Origin of the sequence: Providencia vermicola (assembly GCF_010748935.1) — a bacterium.
GTDB lineage: Bacteria > Pseudomonadota > Gammaproteobacteria > Enterobacterales > Enterobacteriaceae > Providencia > Providencia zhejiangensis.
This window is the reverse complement of sequence record NZ_CP048796.1, coordinates 725,136-745,679: the sequence shown is the minus strand read 5'-3', so window position 1 is coordinate 745,679 and position 20,544 is coordinate 725,136. Positions and strand designations below refer to the sequence as shown.

General features: G+C 42.2%; 18 protein-coding genes. 7 read left to right on the top strand and 11 right to left on the bottom strand.

Annotation, left to right across the window (positions count from 1 at the left end; genetic code table 11):
* Positions 1–29: 29 nt before the first annotated feature.
* The 3 genes from lspA to ribF are packed head-to-tail and all read right to left on the bottom strand — an operon-like array spanning position 30 to position 4,307.
* Positions 30–530, bottom strand: a complete 501-nt coding sequence (gene lspA, locus G3341_RS03190; protein WP_154622427.1) for a signal peptidase II — start codon at positions 528–530, stop codon at positions 30–32.
* Positions 530–3,340 (bottom strand): isoleucine--tRNA ligase, encoded by a 2,811-nt coding sequence (gene ileS, locus G3341_RS03185; RefSeq protein ID WP_163860690.1) that lies wholly within the window; start codon positions 3,338–3,340, stop codon positions 530–532. The genes lspA and ileS overlap by 1 nt, the downstream gene beginning before the upstream one ends.
* Positions 3,341–3,368: 28 nt before the next feature.
* Positions 3,369–4,307 (bottom strand): bifunctional riboflavin kinase/FAD synthetase, encoded by a 939-nt coding sequence (gene ribF, locus G3341_RS03180; RefSeq protein WP_163860689.1) that lies wholly within the window; start codon positions 4,305–4,307, stop codon positions 3,369–3,371.
* Positions 4,308–4,908: 601 nt separating this feature from the next.
* Between ribF and rpsT the strand changes: the two genes are divergently transcribed.
* The gene (rpsT, locus tag G3341_RS03175) at positions 4,909–5,169 is read left to right on the top strand and encodes a 30S ribosomal protein S20 (RefSeq protein WP_154622430.1); all 261 of its coding nucleotides are present in this window, start codon (positions 4,909–4,911) and stop codon (positions 5,167–5,169) included.
* A 52-nt stretch (positions 5,170–5,221) separates the two neighbouring features.
* On the opposite strand, the gene nhaR is transcribed toward rpsT, so the two are convergent.
* Positions 5,222–6,145 (bottom strand): transcriptional activator NhaR, encoded by a 924-nt coding sequence (gene nhaR / locus G3341_RS03170; protein ID WP_154622431.1) that lies wholly within the window; start codon positions 6,143–6,145, stop codon positions 5,222–5,224.
* A 184-nt stretch (positions 6,146–6,329) separates the two neighbouring features.
* The gene (gene nhaA, locus G3341_RS03165) at positions 6,330–7,502 is read right to left on the bottom strand and encodes a Na+/H+ antiporter NhaA (protein WP_154622432.1); all 1,173 of its coding nucleotides are present in this window, start codon (positions 7,500–7,502) and stop codon (positions 6,330–6,332) included.
* Between the two features lie 393 nt (positions 7,503–7,895).
* Here nhaA and G3341_RS03160 point away from each other — a divergent pair, with 393 nt between their 5' ends.
* Positions 7,896–8,744, top strand: coding sequence for an EamA family transporter (locus G3341_RS03160; protein ID WP_163860688.1), 849 nt, complete (start codon positions 7,896–7,898; stop codon positions 8,742–8,744).
* 54 nt (positions 8,745–8,798) lie between these two features.
* Here G3341_RS03160 and dnaJ read toward each other — a convergent pair whose 3' ends face one another.
* Complete coding sequence (dnaJ, locus tag G3341_RS03155; RefSeq protein ID WP_163860687.1) at positions 8,799–9,944, bottom strand: molecular chaperone DnaJ; 1,146 nt, start codon at positions 9,942–9,944, stop codon at positions 8,799–8,801.
* A 110-nt stretch (positions 9,945–10,054) separates the two neighbouring features.
* Positions 10,055–11,968 (bottom strand): molecular chaperone DnaK, encoded by a 1,914-nt coding sequence (gene dnaK / locus G3341_RS03150; RefSeq protein WP_154622435.1) that lies wholly within the window; start codon positions 11,966–11,968, stop codon positions 10,055–10,057.
* 335 nt (positions 11,969–12,303) lie between these two features.
* On the opposite strand from dnaK, the gene satP reads away from it, so the two are divergent.
* A complete protein-coding gene (gene satP, locus G3341_RS03145) occupies positions 12,304–12,870 on the top strand; it encodes an acetate uptake transporter (protein WP_163860686.1) in 567 nt (188 codons plus the stop codon).
* A gap of 48 nt (positions 12,871–12,918) precedes the next feature.
* On the opposite strand, the gene mog is transcribed toward satP, so the two are convergent.
* Entirely contained in the window at positions 12,919–13,500 is a 582-nt protein-coding gene (gene mog, locus G3341_RS03140) for a molybdopterin adenylyltransferase (protein ID WP_154622020.1), read from the bottom strand.
* 364 nt (positions 13,501–13,864) lie between these two features.
* Positions 13,865–14,818 (bottom strand): transaldolase, encoded by a 954-nt coding sequence (tal, locus tag G3341_RS03135; RefSeq protein WP_154622019.1) that lies wholly within the window; start codon positions 14,816–14,818, stop codon positions 13,865–13,867.
* 284 nt (positions 14,819–15,102) lie between these two features.
* On the opposite strand from tal, the gene yaaA reads away from it, so the two are divergent.
* From yaaA to G3341_RS03115, 4 genes are all read left to right on the top strand, one after another.
* Positions 15,103–15,879 carry a peroxide stress protein YaaA gene (gene yaaA / locus G3341_RS03130; protein WP_154622018.1) on the top strand — a complete coding sequence of 259 codons (777 nt, stop codon included), beginning with the start codon at positions 15,103–15,105 and terminating at the stop codon, positions 15,877–15,879.
* Positions 15,880–16,077: 198 nt separating this feature from the next.
* The gene (locus G3341_RS03125; RefSeq protein ID WP_154622017.1) at positions 16,078–17,073 is read left to right on the top strand and encodes an aldo/keto reductase; all 996 of its coding nucleotides are present in this window, start codon (positions 16,078–16,080) and stop codon (positions 17,071–17,073) included.
* Positions 17,074–17,421: 348 nt separating this feature from the next.
* Positions 17,422–17,658, top strand: a complete 237-nt coding sequence (locus G3341_RS03120) for a hypothetical protein (protein ID WP_154622189.1) — start codon at positions 17,422–17,424, stop codon at positions 17,656–17,658.
* Positions 17,659–17,724: 66 nt separating this feature from the next.
* Positions 17,725–18,177 (top strand): hypothetical protein, encoded by a 453-nt coding sequence (locus G3341_RS03115; protein WP_163860685.1) that lies wholly within the window; start codon positions 17,725–17,727, stop codon positions 18,175–18,177.
* Between the two features lie 141 nt (positions 18,178–18,318).
* Here G3341_RS03115 and thrC read toward each other — a convergent pair whose 3' ends face one another.
* Positions 18,319–19,611 carry a threonine synthase gene (gene thrC / locus G3341_RS03110; protein WP_163860684.1) on the bottom strand — a complete coding sequence of 431 codons (1,293 nt, stop codon included), beginning with the start codon at positions 19,609–19,611 and terminating at the stop codon, positions 18,319–18,321.
* A 3-nt stretch (positions 19,612–19,614) separates the two neighbouring features.
* Positions 19,615–20,544, bottom strand: a complete 930-nt coding sequence (gene thrB / locus G3341_RS03105; protein WP_163860683.1) for a homoserine kinase — start codon at positions 20,542–20,544, stop codon at positions 19,615–19,617.

The window sequence follows — 20,544 nt, the reverse complement described above, 5'->3', positions numbered from 1 at the left end:
CAAAACCGGGCTGAGGGTTATTATATCAGTTAATTTGCTTTCTTTTTGTCCTTATCCGGTAAGAAACCCTCTAAGATCACTAAAGCAGCACCAATACAAATCGCAATATCTGCAAGGTTGAATGTTGGGTAATGCCAATTACCAATATAAAAATCAATATAATCGACAACGAAACCGTGCATCAACCGGTCACTAAGATTACCAATTGCTCCACTGATAATTAGCGCATACGCAATATTGCTTAAGCGTTTTTGCGCACTTTGGCGATACATCATCACCATTAGGATGATAGATATCGCGATGGCTACCCCAGCAAAGAACCAGCGTTGCCAGCCGCCCTCATCAGCAAGAAAGCTAAATGCAGCACCGAAGTTCTGTGCATACATTAAATTGAGATAAGGCATGACTGGATGCGCATCATACAGCGTCATCTCTTTCAAGACTAACTGTTTGATGCCTAAATCCAATGCTATCAATACAACGGTTAACCACAGCCAGCGCAATCCAGTAGAACAAATAGGTTTCTTCATTATGCAAATTTACGTATTTCACCGTTTCCGGCTACGTTAGTGACACAGCGACCACACAGTTCAGGGTGATCCGCAACGGAACCTACATCATTAGCATAATGCCAACAGCGAGGACATTTCTCACCGGAAGCTTTGCTAAAGCCAATTTTTAAACCACTCAGTTCAGACGCCTGTGCATCCGCTGGCGCTGACGCAATATCAACAACGGAAGCTTGAGAGGTCAAAAGAACAAAGCGTAATTCATCTGATAAACTGTTCAGTTTAGCGGCTAGATCTTTATCTGCATACAAGACAACAGAGGCTTCTAACGAACCACCAATGTGTTTATCCGCACGAGCTTGTTCAAGAACTTTGTTCACTTCACCACGAACAGCGAGCAATTCAGCCCAGAAGTTATCGTTCATCTCTTCAGATGCCGCTAAGCCAAACAAGGCATCATACCATTCTTCAGTTAATACAAACTTAGCACGCTCACCCGGCAATTCGTTCCATATTTCATCCGCGGTGAAAGAAAGCACAGGTGCAATCCAACGAACAAGCGCTTCCGCGATATGGAATAGTGCAGTTTGGCAGCTACGACGCGCTAAGCTGTCACTTTTCGCAGTATATTGGCGATCTTTAATGATATCCAGATAGAAAGAGCCCATTTCGATAGAACAGAAATGCATTAAACGCTGAATGACGGATAAGAAATCATATTCATCATACGCTTTTGTGATCTCTTTTTGTGCTTCTAGCGCACGTCCCACCGCCCATCTATCCAACGTCACCATCTCTTCAGGCTTCACCATATCCGTTTCAGGATTAAAGCCATTTAAGTTAGCAAGTAAGAAGCGCGCGGTGTTACGAATACGGCGGTAAGAATCAGCGGCACGTTTTAAGATTTCATCAGACACTGCAATTTCACCAGTGTAATCTGTTGATGCTACCCATAAACGTAAAATATCCGCACCCAGTTTATTCATCACATCCTGTGGACTGATCGTATTGCCCAAAGATTTGGACATCTTACGACCTTGACCATCGACAGTAAAACCATGCGTCAGTACTTGACGATAAGGTGCTTTACCTTTCATCGCTGTTGACAGCATTAATGACGACATAAACCAGCCACGATGTTGGTCTGAACCTTCAAGGTACATGTCGGCTGAGTTACCATGATACTCTGGGCGCGCATCCACAACGGCAAAGTGGGTCGACCCTGAGTCAAACCATACGTCTAATGTGTCTGGCACTTTACGGTAGATTTCAGCTTCATCACCTAATAGTTCTGCTGGATCCAGATCCCACCATGCTTGGATACCATCCACTTCAACACGTTTAGCGACTTCTTCCATCAACTCCAACGTGCGAGGATGTAACTCTTCAGTGTCTTTATGCACGAACAGCGACATCGGGGTCCCCCAAGTACGCTGACGAGAGATACACCAGTCAGGGCGATTTTCAACCATGGCTTCAATACGTGCACGACCCCAACCAGGGATCCACTGAACGATATCAATCTCTTTTAATGATTGCTCACGTAAACCGTTTTTATCCATGCCAATAAACCATTGTGGTGTAGCACGGAAAATAACCGGCGTTTTGTGACGCCAGCAGCATGGATAGCTATGTGAAATTGCTTGCTTATACAGCAATGCGCCTTTTTCTTTGAGTAATTCAACAATGACATCGTTAGCCTTGAAGATGAACACACCATCTAATGTTGGGTATGTGTTCGCAAGGAAGCAACCATCGGGACCGACTGGGTTCGCCGTTTCTAGACCATATTTTTGACCGACGACATAGTCTTCAGGACCATGTCCCGGTGCAGTATGTACTGCCCCTGTACCTGCATCTAAGGTTACGTGATCACCTAAGATAGCAGGAACATCAAAGCCCATAAATGGATGCTGGAAGCGCAATAATTCAAGGGCACTACCTTCACATTCACCTAGCACCTTCCAAGACTCAATGCCCGCTGTTTTCATGACATCTTCAACGAGATCAGCAGCAAGGATAACCACTTCGCCATTGGCTTCAACTAACTGGTATTTAAACTCAGGGTTCAGTGAGATAGCGCGGTTCGCGGGTAACGTCCAAGGCGTTGTTGTCCAAATAACTAACGCTGGCGTTTTATCGCCCGCCACACCGAATTTTTCGTACACCGCATGACTATCTATCGCAGGGAAGCGCACAAAGATAGAGGGTGACGTTTTATCATAGTATTCCACTTCTGCTTCGGCGAGTGAAGAACCACAAGCTGTACACCAGTGAACAGGTTTTGCCCCTTTCACTAGATGACCATTCGCGATAGTTTTCCCTAAGGCTCTGATAATATTTGCTTCTGTTTTGAAGTCCATCGTCAGATACGGCTTATCCCACTCACCCAAAACACCAAGGCGAATAAAGTCAGCTTTTTGGCCTTCAATTTGCTCTTTCGCATATTGACGGCATTGTGCGCGAAATTCAGCGGCGGAAACTTTTTCCCCTGGCTTACCGACTATTTGCTCAACTTTATGTTCAATAGGTAAACCATGGCAATCCCAACCAGGGATGTATGGGGAATCATATCCCGCCAACCCTTTGGATTTAATAATAATGTCTTTGAGAATTTTGTTAACTGAGTGACCAATATGAATACTACCGTTAGCATACGGAGGGCCATCATGCAAAATAAACGTTTTCTTACCTAATTTTGCCTGACGGATAGCTTGATACAAACCTTCTTTGTACCAACGTTCTAACATTTGTGGTTCGCGTTTAGCGAGATCGCCACGCATTGGAAACCCTGTTTCTGGTAGATTCAGGGTATTTTTATAGTCACTCATCGATTCTCAGTTCCATTTTTCCGCTAAATTATCTGACATTCGTTGCAGCTAAGTAATCTCTAGCCACAATCACATCTTTAGCAATTTGCTCCTTAAGCGCGTCTAATGAAGCAAACCGCTGTTCGTCACGTAACTTCTTACGTAACACGACATCAATATGACGTCCATATAAATCCATATTGGCATCAATTAGATGAACTTCTAATTGTTGGCCTTTACCAGATACTGTTGGTCTAGTACCAATATTTGCCACGCCGGGTAGAGGCTTCTCCCCTAAACCATAAACTTCTACAGCATACACACCCGTCACTGGTGTGACTAATCGTTTTAACGGCAAATTAGCCGTCGGGAAACCAATAGTACGCCCAAGTTGATTTCCATGAACAACGCGTCCACTGATACGATATGGGTGGCCTAATAACGTTTCCGCTAATGCCAGATCGTTATCTTGTATTGCTTTGCGAATCGCAGTACTACTGATACGTAGCCCTGAATCACAAAAACTTTCAGTATCCGCGACTTCAAATCCATACTGATTGCCTGCTTGCTGTAGGAAAGCAAAATCTCCCATGCGATTCTTGCCAAAACGAAAATCATCGCCAATAGCGAGATATTTCACGCCCAGTTTTTTTACCAGTAACTCTGCAACAAACTCATCGGGTGTTAAAGAGGCAAAGTGTTGATTGAACTCAACACATAGTAGGTAGTCAATCCCACTATCAGCCAAGTATTTCACTTTATCTCGTAAACGAGTCAGACGAGCAGGTGCTTTGTCACCGATAAAAAACTCAAGAGGTTGTGGTTCAAAAATCATCACAACAGTGGGTAACCCCAACTGCTCACCTTTTTGCTTCAAATTTTGAAGTAAAGCCTGATGCCCACGATGGACACCATCAAAATTACCAATAGTCAGCACGCAACCATGATGGTGCGCCCGGATATTTTGTATACCGCGAATTAGCTCCATAACAGGCTCAATACCGAGGAAATTGCTGGATTATACCTTGTACGACGCTTAAGGTTAACCCAAGTTCGTAAAAGGTTGCATTCAATCGCCATTTTTTGATCAAAATATCACTTAAAGGGAGCTTTTGGCCCAGATAAACCGTACTGCTTAATGACTTTTAACTGGTCAAAATTCTCTATCGCGAATATAAAGATCAAAATATAGGGATAACCAATGGATTATCAATACAACAAAATTGCGCTGAGGTCTCGAAAAATCGTAAATTTTTCTGACTTTCGTACAGACTTATGCAACCTATTGTTATCAATGGATAACAAATAACCAATTTTTGTTCAATAATCATACCCGTCGCTATTATCTTCACCTCAAAAATTTTTTCAGTAAAAATTTTTTTTATTATGTGTCATCAAATACGCTTTTTTTCGTGTGAAGATCTGTATTCCTCTAGCATTTGCTGGTAGAATCTTGCACCATTCACAACCGCACATGCGTCGATGTACACGACGTTTATTTGCACAAATCCATTGACAAATGAAGGCCGAAAGGGCATATTCCTCGACCTTTGAATTGTCCTCAATAGAATACATTTGGGAGTTGGACCTTGGCTAATATCAAATCAGCTAAGAAACGCGCTATACAATCTGAGAAACGTCGTCAGCATAACGCTAGCCGTCGTTCTATGGTGCGTACTTTTATCAAGAAAGTTTACTTTGCGATCGCAGCTGGCGATAAAGAAGCAGCTCAGAAAGCATTCAATGACATGCAACCTATTGTTGATCGTCACGCCACTAAAGGCCTGATCCACAAAAATAAAGCTGCTCGTCATAAAGCTAACTTAGCAGCTCAAATCAAAGCGATGTAATATTGCTTCTTGATTAGCTAAAAAAACCGGCTCTTGCCGGTTTTTTTGTCTGTCATACTTTTTTCTCAAGTTTATCAAATGGCGCAGAGAATAAATTGGAAAAATCTTTATTACAGACACGCTGAACGGCTGGATGTTGGATCATACGTTCTGCAAAAATCACAAAATACTCTTCTTTAACGCTATCTAACCTGCCTAGTTCGATAACATCCTCACCTTCCAAAATATCCGCGGCATATAATGATGGCGCCACAAAGATTGCATTATGAGACACACCAAAGGCTTTCATTAACGCAGCATCATCAAATTCACCCAGTACTTCAACTTGCAAATTCTTATTACGGATCCAAGTCAATAAGTGGCGTCCCAACATTGAACGGCGACCCGGTATTAATAAACGACGTTCTTCTAGACATTCAGGAAAAGGTTTCTTAGGTATGGGTTGACGGCAGAAGAAACTGACGCTGCATTCGCCTAACTTCACAGAAAATAAACCTTCCTGCTGTGATGAGTCCACTGGACAATCCGATAAAATCATATCCAATTTATGTTGGCTCAGTTGTTCGAGTAACATTTCGTGCGTCGATTCAAAACAGCGTAGATGAATCTGTTCATGTTCAACGACAGCAGTTTCTAAAACGCGACTGACTAATTGTTTTGATAACGCATCGGCAACGCCAACATCAAACAAAAGGTTTGATTCTCGACTGTAGTTAACTATGTCAAGCATCTCTTGGCTTAACATAAACATTTTATCTGCGTAGCGAAAAATGAGTTGCCCAAGCTCCGATGGAACTAATCCACGCCCTTGACGCTTAAATAACTTGCCACCTAATCGTTCTTCTAATGCTTTTATCTGTCCGGTAATCGTTTGAGGCGTTAAATACAGCGCTTCGGCTGCCCCAACGACAGAACCTTCTTTACATACATGCCAAAAATAATAAAGATGATTAAAATTAAGATGTGAAACCCGCATATCGATTCCTTCTGTACCGCCAATAATAATCAATACTGACCATACTGTTTTTCTCTGCCCCTTTTGCAGGAGTTATTATGGAAATACCCACAACACGAACAATGCGTGTTGTGGGTATATCATAGTCCATTAACTCGGGAATTCTTACTATTTATTTCTGAAATTATCGGAATTCAGACAATAGTTACTTTTGTTGAATCTTCGGTAAGACTACTCTTAATAAAAAATAACCTAAAAATGCAGCGAGTGTTGATCCAATCAAAATTCCCAGTCTTGAATAGGTGCTATAGCTATCATCCAGCCCGTCAAATGCGAGTCCTGTAATAAAAATAGACATAGTAAAACCGATTCCACATAAGACTGAAACGGCAAATACCTGTTTTAAATTGATAGACTCAGGCAACTTCGCAAACCCAAGTTTTACCGAAATCCAGCTAAACAGAAAAATACCTAATGGTTTACCAAATAATAAGCCCGCAGCGATACCCAAAGGTAATGTGCTTATTAATCCATCGAATGTGACGCCGTTTAATTGTACTCCTGAATTTGCAAAAGCAAAGATAGGTAGAATCATGTAAGCGACCCATGGATGTAGCACATGTTCGAGTTCTTCTGATGGTTTGGTATTGTTAGTACCACGCAGCGGAATCAAGAATCCAACGATAACACCAGCAAGCGTTGCATGAACTCCAGACTTGAGAATACATACCCAAAGAATCAGTCCAATGACTAAATATGCCGCGGTGTTTTCAACTCTTCGCCAATTCATGAAGACCAATAAGGCAACACACAAAGCGGCTAGGCCAAGCGCAACTAGCGATAATGAGCTCGTGTAGAAAAAAGCAATAATCACAATGACACCAAGGTCATCAATGATCGCCAAAGCTAACAAAAAGACTTTCAGTTCTGTTGGTACCCGCTTCCCTAATAGAGCCATTACACCTAATGCAAAAGCAATGTCTGTTGCTGCGGGTATTGCCCAACCTTGGCGAGTGACCTCATCTGCACCGTTAAATAATAAATAAATTAACGCAGGAGCTAACATTCCCCCTAATGCTGCAATCGCGGGAAAAATCGCTTTGTCTTTCCCCGCTAATGAACCTTCAAGTAACTCTCGTTTAACTTCAAGGCCCACAACGAGAAAGAAAATAGCCATCAAAAAATCGTTAACCCATAAAATTAACGGTTTATCTAGTTCTAGTGATGAAATTTTCACGGAAATAGGGATATCTAAAAATTGCTGATATAGCCCCTGAGCTGGCGAATTCGCCATAATTAATGCGACTATGGCAGCAATAATTAGGAGTAGCCCTCCTGCTGCTTCTAACCTTAAAAATTTACGGATGATTGCTGTCATATGTTTAACCCCAAAATAAATAGAGTGTTAATATTATGCTAATCATTAATTCGTAAAAAGTCGTTTATTTATCAATAATAGATCGACATTACCGAACAATATGCGAAATTGCTCACTCTTTTTGCTAAACTATCGTTAAATTTAAGTATAAATAAATTATTTTGATTTTATCTTTTTCTTTTTTCAGCAGCAGACTCGATTCAGTTTCTTTAGCTAAAATAAACGACTTTTGCTGTGTAACGAGGCGATTTTTAGACAAGACTGTTTTTGTGCGTATAGGCTCGTAAACCTGTATTTTGGTTTGCAAAAAAAAGAGAAGCTTCTCGAAGCGCTTCACAAAAATGTTCCATTACGCAATACTGGGTAACTATTTTAAATAAATGCTATTTTCTTATGACGACGACTATCTTACTGGCTGTATTATTTGCCGCATTTTGTCACGCGTGTTGGAATGCTTTAGTTAAATTCGGTAACGATCGTTTTTTTGGCCTCGTCATGATCGCCTTTTTTTCAGGAGTATTAACGCTACCGGCCCTATTTCTACTTGGACTGCCTCCCGTTAATGCCCTCCCTTGGTTAACTTTGTCTGTCATTTTTCATATTGGCTATACCTATTTTTTGAGCCAAGCATACACACATGGTGATTTAGGGCAGATTTACCCGATTTCCCGTGGTTCCGCCCCACTGATTACCGCATTACTCAGCCTCATCATTTTTAATGAGATGCTTTCATTATCTGGTTTTCTAGGTATTTTATTGATTATAAGTGGTGTGGTGATTATTGCATTTGCAGGCAAAAAATTTACCTTTAATATCAAGAGAAAAGCACTATTTTACGCATTATGTACCGCGTTTTTCACAGCCTGTTATACCTTATCAGATGGACAAGGCTCTCGCGCCAGTGAAGATCCGATTATTTATACGTTATGGCTATTTTTACTCAATGGGATAGTGCTCATCATTCCCGGCATAATAAAATACAAAACAACATTATTTCAAGGTATTAGGCAGTATTGGCGTTCTGGACTAATGGGAGGGCTAATGCAGCTGATAAGTTATGGCATTGCCATCTGGGCTATGAGCCAAGCCTCTATTGTGTTAGTGGCAGCCATCAGAGAAACCAGCGTACTTTTCGCAATGTTTTTATCCATCGTTTTCTTAAAAGAAAAATTTAATATGATGCGAATTATTGCATGCTTAGTCATTCTATCCGGTGTATTACTTGCAAAGCTGGCTAGCTAATCAGCAATTATAATCACTGATAAAAAAATACCCGCAGCTAGCGGGCATTTTCAATTATTTATTAGTCAGGTCATCAAAGAATTTTTTAACACCGTCTAAAAAACTTTTTGTGCGCGGACTATTTTTTTCACCGCTGCTACCACCTAGTGACTCACCAAACTCTTTGAGTAACTCTTTTTGTTTCTCATTTAACTTAACTGGCGTTTCAACCACAATGTGACACATCAAATCACCTTGTAACCCACCACGAACGGATTTCACGCCTTTACCTTTCATACGGAAAATCTTGCCCGTTTGCGTTTCCGCAGGGATTTTGAGTTTTACACGTCCATCAAGAGTTGGGACTTCAATTTCTCCGCCCAATGCCGCAATTGCAAAGTTAATCGGAACTTCACAATGCAGGTTATTACCTTCACGCTCAAAAATATTGTGTGGTAATACATGCACTTGAACGAATAAATCGCCTGCTGGTGCACCATTTTCGCCTGCTTCACCTTCACCAGACAAACGAACACGGTCGCCAGTATCTACACCCGCTGGAATTTTAACGGATAATGTTTTATAGCGCTCAACACGTCCATGACCATGACACTTGTTGCACGGATCTTTAATGACCTTACCGCGGCCATGACACGTAGGACAAGGCTGTTGTACCGAAAAGAATCCCTGACGCATGTGGACTTGTCCCATACCATGACAAGTTGGGCAAGTATCAGCACTCGTTCCGGGTTTAGCACCACTACCATGGCAAATATCACAAGTTTCCAACGTTGGAATACGGATCTCTTTGGTCACTCCACGGACAGCCTCCTCAAGAGTCAGTTCCATGTTGTATTGTAAATCAGAACCACGGCTTGGGCGCTGCTGTCTGCGGCCGCCTCCAAAAATATCACCGAAGACGTCACCAAAGATATCGCTAAAGTCCGCACCGCCGCCAAAACCACCGCCGCCGCCGCCGCCAAAGCCACCTTGTTCAAAGGCTGCATGACCATATTGGTCATAGGCTGCGCGTTTCTGCTCATCAGAAAGGACTTCGTAAGCTTCTTTTATCTCTTTAAATTTAACTTCTGCTTCATCTTTTTTATCCTGATTACGGTCAGGATGGTACTTCATCGCTAAACGCTTATATGCGCGTTTGATATCTTTATCAGAAGCATTTTTTTCGAGGCCTAATACCTCATAAAAATCTCTTTTTGCCATTTATTTTACCCTTAACATGCCGACACGGGCGTAGAGTTTCCTCGACGCCCGTGTTCGGTATCAGTAACCATTAATAACCATTAGCAAGGTCACTGCGCCCGCTAAGGGCATTATTTTTTATCTTTATCGTTAACTTCTTCGAATTCCGCATCAACGACATCGTCATCTTTCTTAGCTTCTGCGCCTGCATTCGCTGAGCCAGCCTGAGCTTGTTGCTGTGCAATTTCCAGAAGTTTAGCAGAAGCAGTGACCAAAGCTTGAATCTTCGCTTCGATTTCTGCTTTATCTTCGCCTTTACTTACCGCTTCCAGCTCAGATGTTGCTTTTTCAATGTTTTCTTTATCTTCAGCAGGCAGCTTGTCGCCAGCTTCTTCGATTTGTTTACGAGTACCATGAATCAACTGGTCAGCTTGGTTACGAACTTGAACTAACTCTTCAAATTTACGGTCAGCTTCTGCGTTCGCTTCCGCGTCACGTACCATTTTTTCGATTTCCTCGTCATTTAGACCAGAAGAAGCCTTAATGGTAATGTTTTGCTCGCGACCACTGTTTTTATCTTTTGCTGATACATGCAAGATACCATCAGCATCGATATCAAATGTCACTTCAATTTGCGGCATGCCACGTGGAGCAGGCTGAATACCATCTAAGTTAAACTGGCCTAATGATTTGTTATCACTTGCACGTTTACGCTCACCTTGCAGAACATGAATAGTCACCGCTGCTTGGTTATCTTCCGCTGTTGAGAACACTTGGCTATGTTTAGTAGGGATAGTGGTGTTCTTCGGAATTAACGACGTCATCACGCCACCCATCGTTTCGATACCTAAAGACAGTGGAGTCACGTCAAGTAACAGAACGTCTTTAACATCACCAGCTAATACACCACCTTGAACAGCGGCACCAATAGCAACTGCTTCATCTGGGTTAACATCTTTACGTGGTTCTTTACCGAAGAAATCAGCAACAGCTTTTTGAACCATTGGCATACGAATCTGACCACCAACTAAAATAACATCGCTGATATCATTCACATTCAGACCCGCATCCTGTAGAGCAACTTTAACCGGCTCCATGGTGCGTTTAACTAAATCTTCTACCAGTGACTCTAATTTTGCACGAGTCACTTTAATGTTCATGTGTTTAGGACCCGTTGCATCCGCAGTAATGTACGGCAGGTTCACATCTGTTTGTTGTGCTGAAGAAAGTTCGATTTTCGCTTTCTCTGCCGCTTCTTTCAGACGTTGCATTGCCAGCGGATCATTGCGTAGGTCAACACCTTGCTCTTTCTTGAACTCTTCAACTAAGTAGTTGATCAAACGGTTATCAAAGTCTTCACCACCTAAGTGAGTATCACCATTGGTCGCTAGCACTTCATACGTTTTTTCGCCGTCAACTTCATCAATCTCAATGATTGACAGGTCAAAGGTACCACCACCTAAGTCGTAAACAGCAATAGTACGGTTACCGATTTCTTTATCTAAACCATAAGCCAATGCAGCTGCTGTGGGTTCGTTGATAATACGCTTAACATCTAAACCAGCGATACGGCCCGCATCTTTAGTTGCTTGACGCTGAGCATCGTTAAAGTAGGCTGGTACGGTAATAACAGCTTCTGTTACTGGTTCACCCAAGTAATCTTCTGCTGTTTTTTTCATTTTTTTCAGAACTTCAGCTGAAACTTGTGGTGGAGCCATTTTTTGGCCTTTCACATCTAACCAAGCGTCACCGTTATCTGCCGCAATAATTTTGTATGGCATGATAGAAACGTCGCGCTGAACTTCTTCGTCTTGGAAACGACGACCGATCAAACGTTTGATCGCAAACAATGTATTTTCTGGGTTGGTCACTGCCTGACGTTTTGCTGGCTGACCGACCAAAATTTCACCGTCTTGTGTGTACGCAATGATGGAAGGAGTAGTACGATCACCCTCGCTGTTCTCTAGAACACGAGCAGTTGTGCCATCCATAATTGCAACGCATGAGTTAGTTGTACCCAAGTCGATACCAATAATTTTACCCATCTAAAACGCCTCCAAAGGAATTCTTTCTATTCAATTTCGATATCAATCTATATGAGGCTCAATATTTCATTTTCAAGGGAGTTTTTACTCCGAGACTCAATTTTTTTGCTTTATGCAATAATTCGATTGATCACGAGTGATGCTGTAAAGATGGGGTCGTAAATTCATTCATCAAGGGGACGACTTAAAAAAATTTCATATTTTTTGCAAAAAAAACTGTCTTTTGATCATTGTTTCAACAATAAAAACTGCGTATTATTCGCCGCCAACTGAGAACAGCTGGCGGAGTTACTTTATATCTTATTGAATATTAATGATTTTTAACCAGAGGTTATATGCAATCTAGCGCTATTGCTAATCCGGGTCCACTTGGTTTATTGGGCTTTGGTATGACAACAATTCTGCTTAATCTCCATAATGCAGGTTTTTTCCCTCTCTCATCGGTTATTTTGAGCATGGGAATTTTTTATGGTGGTATTGCTCAGGTGATTGCCGGACTTATTGAATATAAAAAAGGAAATACGTTTGGCGCAACTGCATTTAGTTCATATGGCATGTTTTGGTTAACATTAGTTGGCTTACTATTTTTGCCAACAATGGGTTTAGCTGAAGCAACGTCTCCAGACTTCTTAGGTATTTACTTACTCATTTGGGGTATCTTTACCTTCTTTATGTTCCTTGGAACATTCAGAGCTAATTTCGCCCTGCAATTCATCTTTGCTAGCCTCACCGTACTGTTTGCATTACTCACAATCGGTAATTTAACGAATAATGCAACGCTGTTAACCATTGCGGGTTATGAAGGGATAATATGTGGCGCAAGTGCATTTTACTTGGCCATGGCTGAGGTATTGAATGAGCAATATGGCAAAACTATTTTGCCTATAGGGCAACGTCACTGATTTTAAAGGAATAGCTGTCAGGTGAGCTAGCCTCACCTGACCTAGCAATCATTCACTACGGATCGCTGACTTCGGCCTAAAAGCCTTAACAACCGCAGGGTCTGTTTCCACATATGGCCCATCAAGAAGTTGAATGCAATAGGGAACGCTAGCAAAAATCCCTGATACCATCACATTCCCTTCAGCATCTTTCAATCCTTCCAATGTTTCTGCTATCGCTTTCGGTTGACCGGGCAAATTCAAAATTAATGCTTGATTGCGTATCGCCCCAACTTGGCGGGAAAGGATGGCTGTTGGTACAAACTTCAAGCTAATTTGACGCATTTGCTCACCAAAGCCGGGCATTTCACGGTCCGCAATCGCTAATGTGGCATCGGGAGTGACATCGCGACGAGCAGGTCCAGTTCCTCCGGTCGTTAAAACTAAATGGCAAGCAAATTCATCCACCAACTCACACAACGTCTGCTCAATCATGATTTGCTCATCAGGGATCAGGCGAGTTTCAATACGAAAAGGCGTTGTTAACGCTTTTGCAAGCCATGCTTCCAAAGAGGGAATACCTTTATCTTCATAAATACCACTTGAAGCACGGTCAGAAACCGAAACCAAACCTATGCGCAATTCATCCATACCAACCTCAATAAATAACCTATAAAATGCTTATTCTCATAACGTGAATAGTCATCATGATACCCATGATGGGCCTATAATATCACGTGAGGTAACAGGTTTCAGTGCTACATATCGCTATAATGGTAAAGTTAAAAGAAAATGTGGAATTGATAGCAATAATAAAATGCTTAAAGGTTGTAGTACTGCTTGTTATGCCGATAAAAATGAAATCCTCACCATATTCAAACGCAACTGTTCACGAGTCACTCTCCCTTATATGTTGGAACGGATACCGCTGCGAGTAACAAAGCATCAATGCCGTTTTCCCCTATAACGCAAAAAACCCAGCCTATGGCTGGGTTTCGTTAAAATAACAGCAGAATTACAGCAAGTCTGCGATCATTTTTTCCAGTTTTTCTTGGTCAATGGCAAACTTACGGATACCTTCAGCCAGTTTATCTACCGCCATCGGATCTTGGTTATGCTGCCAATAGAACTCAGATTCGGTCAGTTTAGCTTCTGGCTCAGCAGTTTTACCTGAATCAACAAGTTTACGTACCACCTCACCTTGTGCTTCTGATAGCTCTTTCAGTAATGCTGGAGAAATCGTTAGGCGATCACAACCTGCCAATTCCAGAATTTCCCCTACGTTACGGAAGCTAGCACCCATAACCACTGTTTTGTAGCCATGTGCTTTATAGTAGTTATAGATTTCAGTGACTGAAATAACGCCTGGATCTTCATGTGGCGCAAATTCTTTTTTGTCGCTATTCGCTTTGTACCAATCAAGGATACGACCCACAAATGGAGAGATCAGGTAAACGCCAGCTTCAGCACACGCACGAGCCTGAGCAAAAGAGAATAACAATGTTAGGTTACAGTTAATACCTTCTTTTTCCAGTTTCTCTGCGGCACGGATACCCTGCCAAGTTGAAGCCAGTTTAATCAGAATACGATCATTGCTGATACCCGCTTCGTTGTACAACTTGATCAGGCGACGCGCTTTAGCAATACACGCTTCTTCATCGTAAGACAGACGTGCATCAACTTCAGTTGAAACACGGCCCGGAACTAATTTTAGAATTTCCAAACCGATATTAACGGCTAGTTTGTCACAAGCATCAATAACCTGCTGTTCGCGGTGATTGCTTTGCTTACGAGCCCACTCGACAGCTTCGTCAATAAGCTTACGATATTCAGGAATTTGTGCTGCATTCAGAATCAAAGAAGGGTTAGTTGTCGCATCTTGTGGTTTATAAAGCTTCATCGCTTCAATATCGCCAGTATCAGCAACAACGGTGGTTAGACTACGTAAGGAGGTTAATTTATCGGTCATTTCTTTAATCTCGTTGTTATAAAGGAATTGAGGCAAACGCCGCACCGTACAATGATAATATCACGCATCCGAGTTGCTGCAAGCGACTAAAACTATTATAAAGCAACTAACTGATATGCAATCGTTTTCGCTTCAAAAATTAAAACTGAATCCTTTTAGCTTCTTATCCAGCTAATCATAGCCCGATGAAATAGGAAAATTGTTTTTACTTATCTCATCAATTAGCCATTTAAGATCAATTTTTGCTAAAGTGGTAATAGTCATTTTATTATAGGGAACTTGTCATGCTCATCACGATTTCACCCGCCAAAACTTTAGATTATGAAAGCCCACTAGCAACAAAAACTTTCACCCAGCCTGAGTTACTGCATGAATCTCAGCAACTGATTGACGTTTGCCGTCAGCTTTCCCCTGCCGATATCTCAAGTTTAATGAAAATTAGTGATAAACTTGCAGGCTTAAATGCGGCACGTTTTGGTGAGTGGCATGCCGATTTTACGCCAGATAATGCACGCCAAGCGATATTAGCATTTAAAGGTGATGTGTATACGGGTATGCAGGCCGAAACATTCTCTGAGCAAGACTTCGCTTTTGCACAACAACACTTACGTATTTTATCTGGACTGTATGGACTGCTACGTCCGCTCGATTTAATGCAACCTTATCGACTCGAAATGGGCACTCGCTTGAAAAATCCTCGCGGTAAGGATTTGTATGAATTTTGGGGTGATATCATCACAAATCAGCTCAATAAAGCGCTTTCAGCCCAAGGTGATCAGGTCTTGGTTAACCTTGCTTCTGATGAGTACTTCAAATCAGTCAACGTCAAAAAATTAGACGCGACGATGATAAAACCCGTCTTTCTCGATGAAAAAAATGGCAAATATAAAGTCATTAGTTTCTATGCTAAAAAAGCACGTGGCTTGATGAGCCGCTTTATTATCCAAAATAAACTCACCAAAACAGAACAATTGGTTGATTTTAATCTTGAAGGCTATCAATTCGATGAAAGCCAATCTAAAGGGAATGAGCTAGTCTTTACTCGCCCTGAACAGCACTAATTCCTCAAAGCAAAGGTGGTCACCAGTCCTGATCACCTTGTGCAACTTATCGCCAATATTGTGTATTTTTCATCCTCCATCACAGATTTGCTAAAAACTTTCACTTTGCTCAAAAATTAGCATTGATTCACCAGAGCGCTGATATCTTTTGTGACAATATGGCTTTGGTCTCTATGCCAACCATTTTGGAGGTGATGTATGCCTTATATTGCAAATACAGATCGTTATACTGATATGGAGTATCGCTTGTGTGGCCGCAGCGGTTTAAGGCTTCCTCTTATTTCTTTAGGTCTTTGGCACAATTTTGGCGACAATAAATCCCCAGATAATTGCAGAGCCATGCTAAGGCATGCATTTGATCATGGCATTACTCATTTCGATCTCGCCAATAATTATGGTCCTCCCCCTGGGTCGGCAGAAAGCCTATTCGGCCGCCTTCTCCAACAAGACTTTTTACCTTACCGAGATGAGATGATCATTTCATCTAAAGCTGGGTTTACCATGTGGGATGGCCCTTATGGTGATTGGGGAAGTAAAAAATATTTAATAGCCAGTCTCAATCAAAGCCTAAAACGCATGGGCTTAGATTATGTTGATATCTTTTATCATCATCGCCCTGATCCAGATACCCCACTCGAAGAAACCATGGGCGCATTAGATTTGATCGTGCGTCAAGGTAAGGCATTGTATGTCGGGATCTCCAACTACCCCGCCGATCTTGCCAAAGACGCCATTGATATTCTGAATCAGCTTGGTACCCCTTGTCTTATTCACCAACCCAAGTACTCCATGCTCGTCAGAGATCCGGAAGAAGGGCTACTTGATGTACTGGAAGATGAAGGGGTCGGTTCTATAGCTTACTCCCCTTTAGCTGGTGGAATACTGACAGATCGTTACTTAAACGGTATCCCTGCTGATTCTCGAGCCGCGAACAACCCCTCTTTGCCACCTGAAAGGCTCACCTCCGCGGTAATAACGAAGGTGAAAAAACTCAATGAATTAGCGTTGAGTCGTCAGCAAAAACTGAGCCAAATGGCACTTGCTTGGCTTTTACGTCACGATCGCATCACCTCAGTGCTCATTGGCGCTAGCCGAATCAGCCAAATTGATGATGCTCTTGGCATAATAAGAAACCGCCAATTCACCGCAGACGAGCTAAAAACGATTGAGCTTATCTTAGAAAACGATATTTAAATCGCGCTTTCCATCTTGCTGTCTCTTGTTGCAAATACAGCCCAGAGACAGCTGATTCTATTTCAAGAAATGCCCCCATTCATTAAACTCAATGCCCTGACAATACCATCGTTGTCAAATACAGAAATGCCCTTCCGCAAAATGCTATCACCCAATAAAACATAAATATAATTTATATCATTTAAATAAAAATACTCAACCAAACTATTAATTAAAAACTAAAAAACATAAAAATCAAAGAAATATAAAAACACACCATCATAATGGCAAGTTAAAATTGATAAATATAACTGAACACATAAACTGAGTTAGCAGTTTATTTAATTCATTTAACGAAGAGAAAATTATATGAAAATAAAATGTATCCTTATTGCTTCTGTATTTATCCCTACTTTATCTTTGGCCTCGGTTTTTCAATATAACGCTCTTGAGATGCTTTCAGATCCAATCTCTGGATCAAGTCAATATTTAGGACAAAGTGGCCATGGTGGTCATGGCGGTAACGGGGGTAATGGCGGAAGTGGTGGCAATGGCGGTAATGGTGGCAACGGCGGCAACGGTGGTAATGGCGGTAATGGCAACTAATCTGCTGACGACTTAACTTTACTTGATCATCCCCCTTCAATAACGAAGGGGGATTGGAGGATAATTATGCCCAAAGAATTATTTCTCATAGTCTGCACTGCTTTTGTTGTATCAACCTCAATACCAAGCCACTCTTTTAACCGCGTGTCCTCACAGCTGCTCTTTCACCCTCAACATGCTATCTCAAGCGATAACAATATTTTTTACCTTAATAGCAGTAAACAAGGAAATGGCGGACATGGCGGAAACGGTGCCAATGGCGGGAATGGTGGCAGTGGTTTAGGAAATGGTGATGGCGGCGATGGCGGTAATGCACAACTAGGCAGCAATGGTAACGGTGGAAATGGCGGCAATGGCGGGAATGGGGGTAACGGTGGAAATGGCTCAGGGAGTGGGAATGGGGGTAACGGCGGTGATGCTGGCCCTGAAGGTGGTGAAGGCGGACGTGGTGGCCTCGGTGGACCAAACGGTGGTCGAGATGGTTTGAATGGTGCTAGCGCCCGTCGTTCTATCAATTAAATCCTTTAACCGGCGAGTTAGCTGGCTCACTCAATCGCCTGACCTTTGTAACTTATGTTGATTTCAATTTATCTTTATCACGTTATGAGACGAATAAAAATAGAAACGGAAGCTGATAGCTTCCGCTTCATCATAACGCGATTATTTAGGTGCACGTTCCATTAAGAAGGCCCTCAGCTTAGCAAAGTCTGAAGGCAAGAAATGAGATAACAAAGGTAACTCTGCGCGCTCAGCCAAGGCTTGTGGCAAAGGCAGCGGTTTATTCAAAATCTCTTCTACACTTTCTTTAAACTTAGCTGGATGTGCAGTACCTAAAAACAGGCCATACTCCCCATCTTGTAACTGATCACGCAATACGCGATAAGCAACAGCAGCATGAGGCTCAGATACATAACCTTTTCTATCTAATTCACGGACAGTATCTTTTGTCACGTCATCGGTCACGACACCATGGCCAAGTTGTTGAAGCGACCAGCCTTTACGACGGAATAGCTCTTCAATACGAGGCCAGTTATTAGGTTGGCTAACATCCATCGCATTCGATAAGGTTGCAACCGTTTGATGTGGTTTCCATTGCCCCTCTTCAAGATAGCGAGGAACCGTATCATTCACGTTCGTTGCAGCAATAAAGCGTTTAACTGGTAGCCCCATCGATTTCGCCAGTAACCCCGCGGTTAAATCACCAAAGTTACCGCTTGGCACGGAGATAACTAATTGCTCACGTTTTTCCGCAGGGATCTGAGCCACGGCTTCAAAGTAATAACAAATCTGTGCTAGCAAACGACTAATATTGATTGAGTTAGCAGAGTTTAAGTGCAGTGCTTTTTTTAGCTCTTCATCATCAAAAGATTGTTTAACCAACGCTTGGCAAGCATCAAAGTCATCTTTAATTGCAACAGTATGAATATTTTCACCCAGTGTACAAAATAGCTTTTCTTGCAGCGGGCTGATCTTGCCTTCAGGATATAAAATAACGACTTGGACGTTATTTAAACGGTAAAAAGCGTGTGCAACCGCAGCCCCCGTATCACCTGAAGTGGCCGTTAGAATAGTGACAGGTTGATCACCCGCAACTTGACCTAACGCCTGAGCCATAAAACGCCCACCAAAATCTTTAAATGCTAATGTTGGACCATGGTAGAGCTCAAGTGTTGCCACATCTTGCTCAACTTGCGTCACAGGTGCTGGGAATGTAAACGCCTCTTTCACTCGGGACGCGAGCTCAGCTTCTGGGATTTCATCACCAATAAATGCCGTCAAAATGCGGCTACTACGAGTGACAAAATCTAATTTTAGTAACTCGTCAATTTCAGTGGCGCTAAATTCAGGTAGATCTTGCGGGAAAAATAGGCCTTGTTGTTTGCCAAGTCCCTGTTTTACTGCCTGTGCGAAGCTAACTTGTTCGCTATTATCTTTTAAGTTATACAGTTTCATTCTTTACCCTATTGTCCTTGCCCCTGTGAGATCCAAACGGCAGATATGCACAAAGCCTTCATCATTTTGAACGTAATGTTGTTGTAGATAATCTGCCATTTTCTCGGCAATATTTTTGTCATCGCAGATAGCAAATAGTGTGGGGCCTGATCCGGAAATACCACAGGCTAATGCACCTATCTCATACGCATTTTTGCGTGCTTCAGCGAAACCAGGAAGCAGTTGAGTGCGGTAAGGCTCTGCAACCACATCTTGGATCATCGTTACAGCCAGCTGTGGCTGATGAGTATGACACGCGTGAATAAAACCAGATAGGTAACGGCCATGATTCACAATATCATGACGTGGATAACTATTAGGCAAAATAGCACGAGCCTCTGCGGTAGAGACTTTAATCCCTGGGTAAGCCATGACCCAATACCAGTTATCAAATGCAGGAACTGGCTGAGAAATTATTCCATTTTGCTCAATAATCAGCTGTAGTCCCCCAAGAAAGCAAGGGGCGACGTTATCGTAATGCACGCTGCCTGAAATACGTCCTTCCAACTCGCCCATCATGCTTAATAGGGTAGTCTCATCAAAAGGTTGCCCTGCAAACTCATTCAATGCCATCAGTGCAGCAACAACAGAACATGCACTTGAACCTAAACCAGAGCCAATAGGCATATTTTTTTCGAGCGTCATCGCAACATTAAGCGGTTTACCAAGACGTTCACAAAACAATTCCCAGCACTGGTAAACAATATTGTGCTCACTCTTTTTGGGTAATTTTGCAACAAAGCGTCCTTTATTGGTCAAAGAAAAGCTTTCGGCTGCTTCAACAGTGACACAATCGCCTAACAGAGTTCCATCTACTGGCGATACTGCCGCCCCTAATACATCAAACCCGACACTAACATTACCAATTGAAGCGGGCGCATAAACTTTAATCAC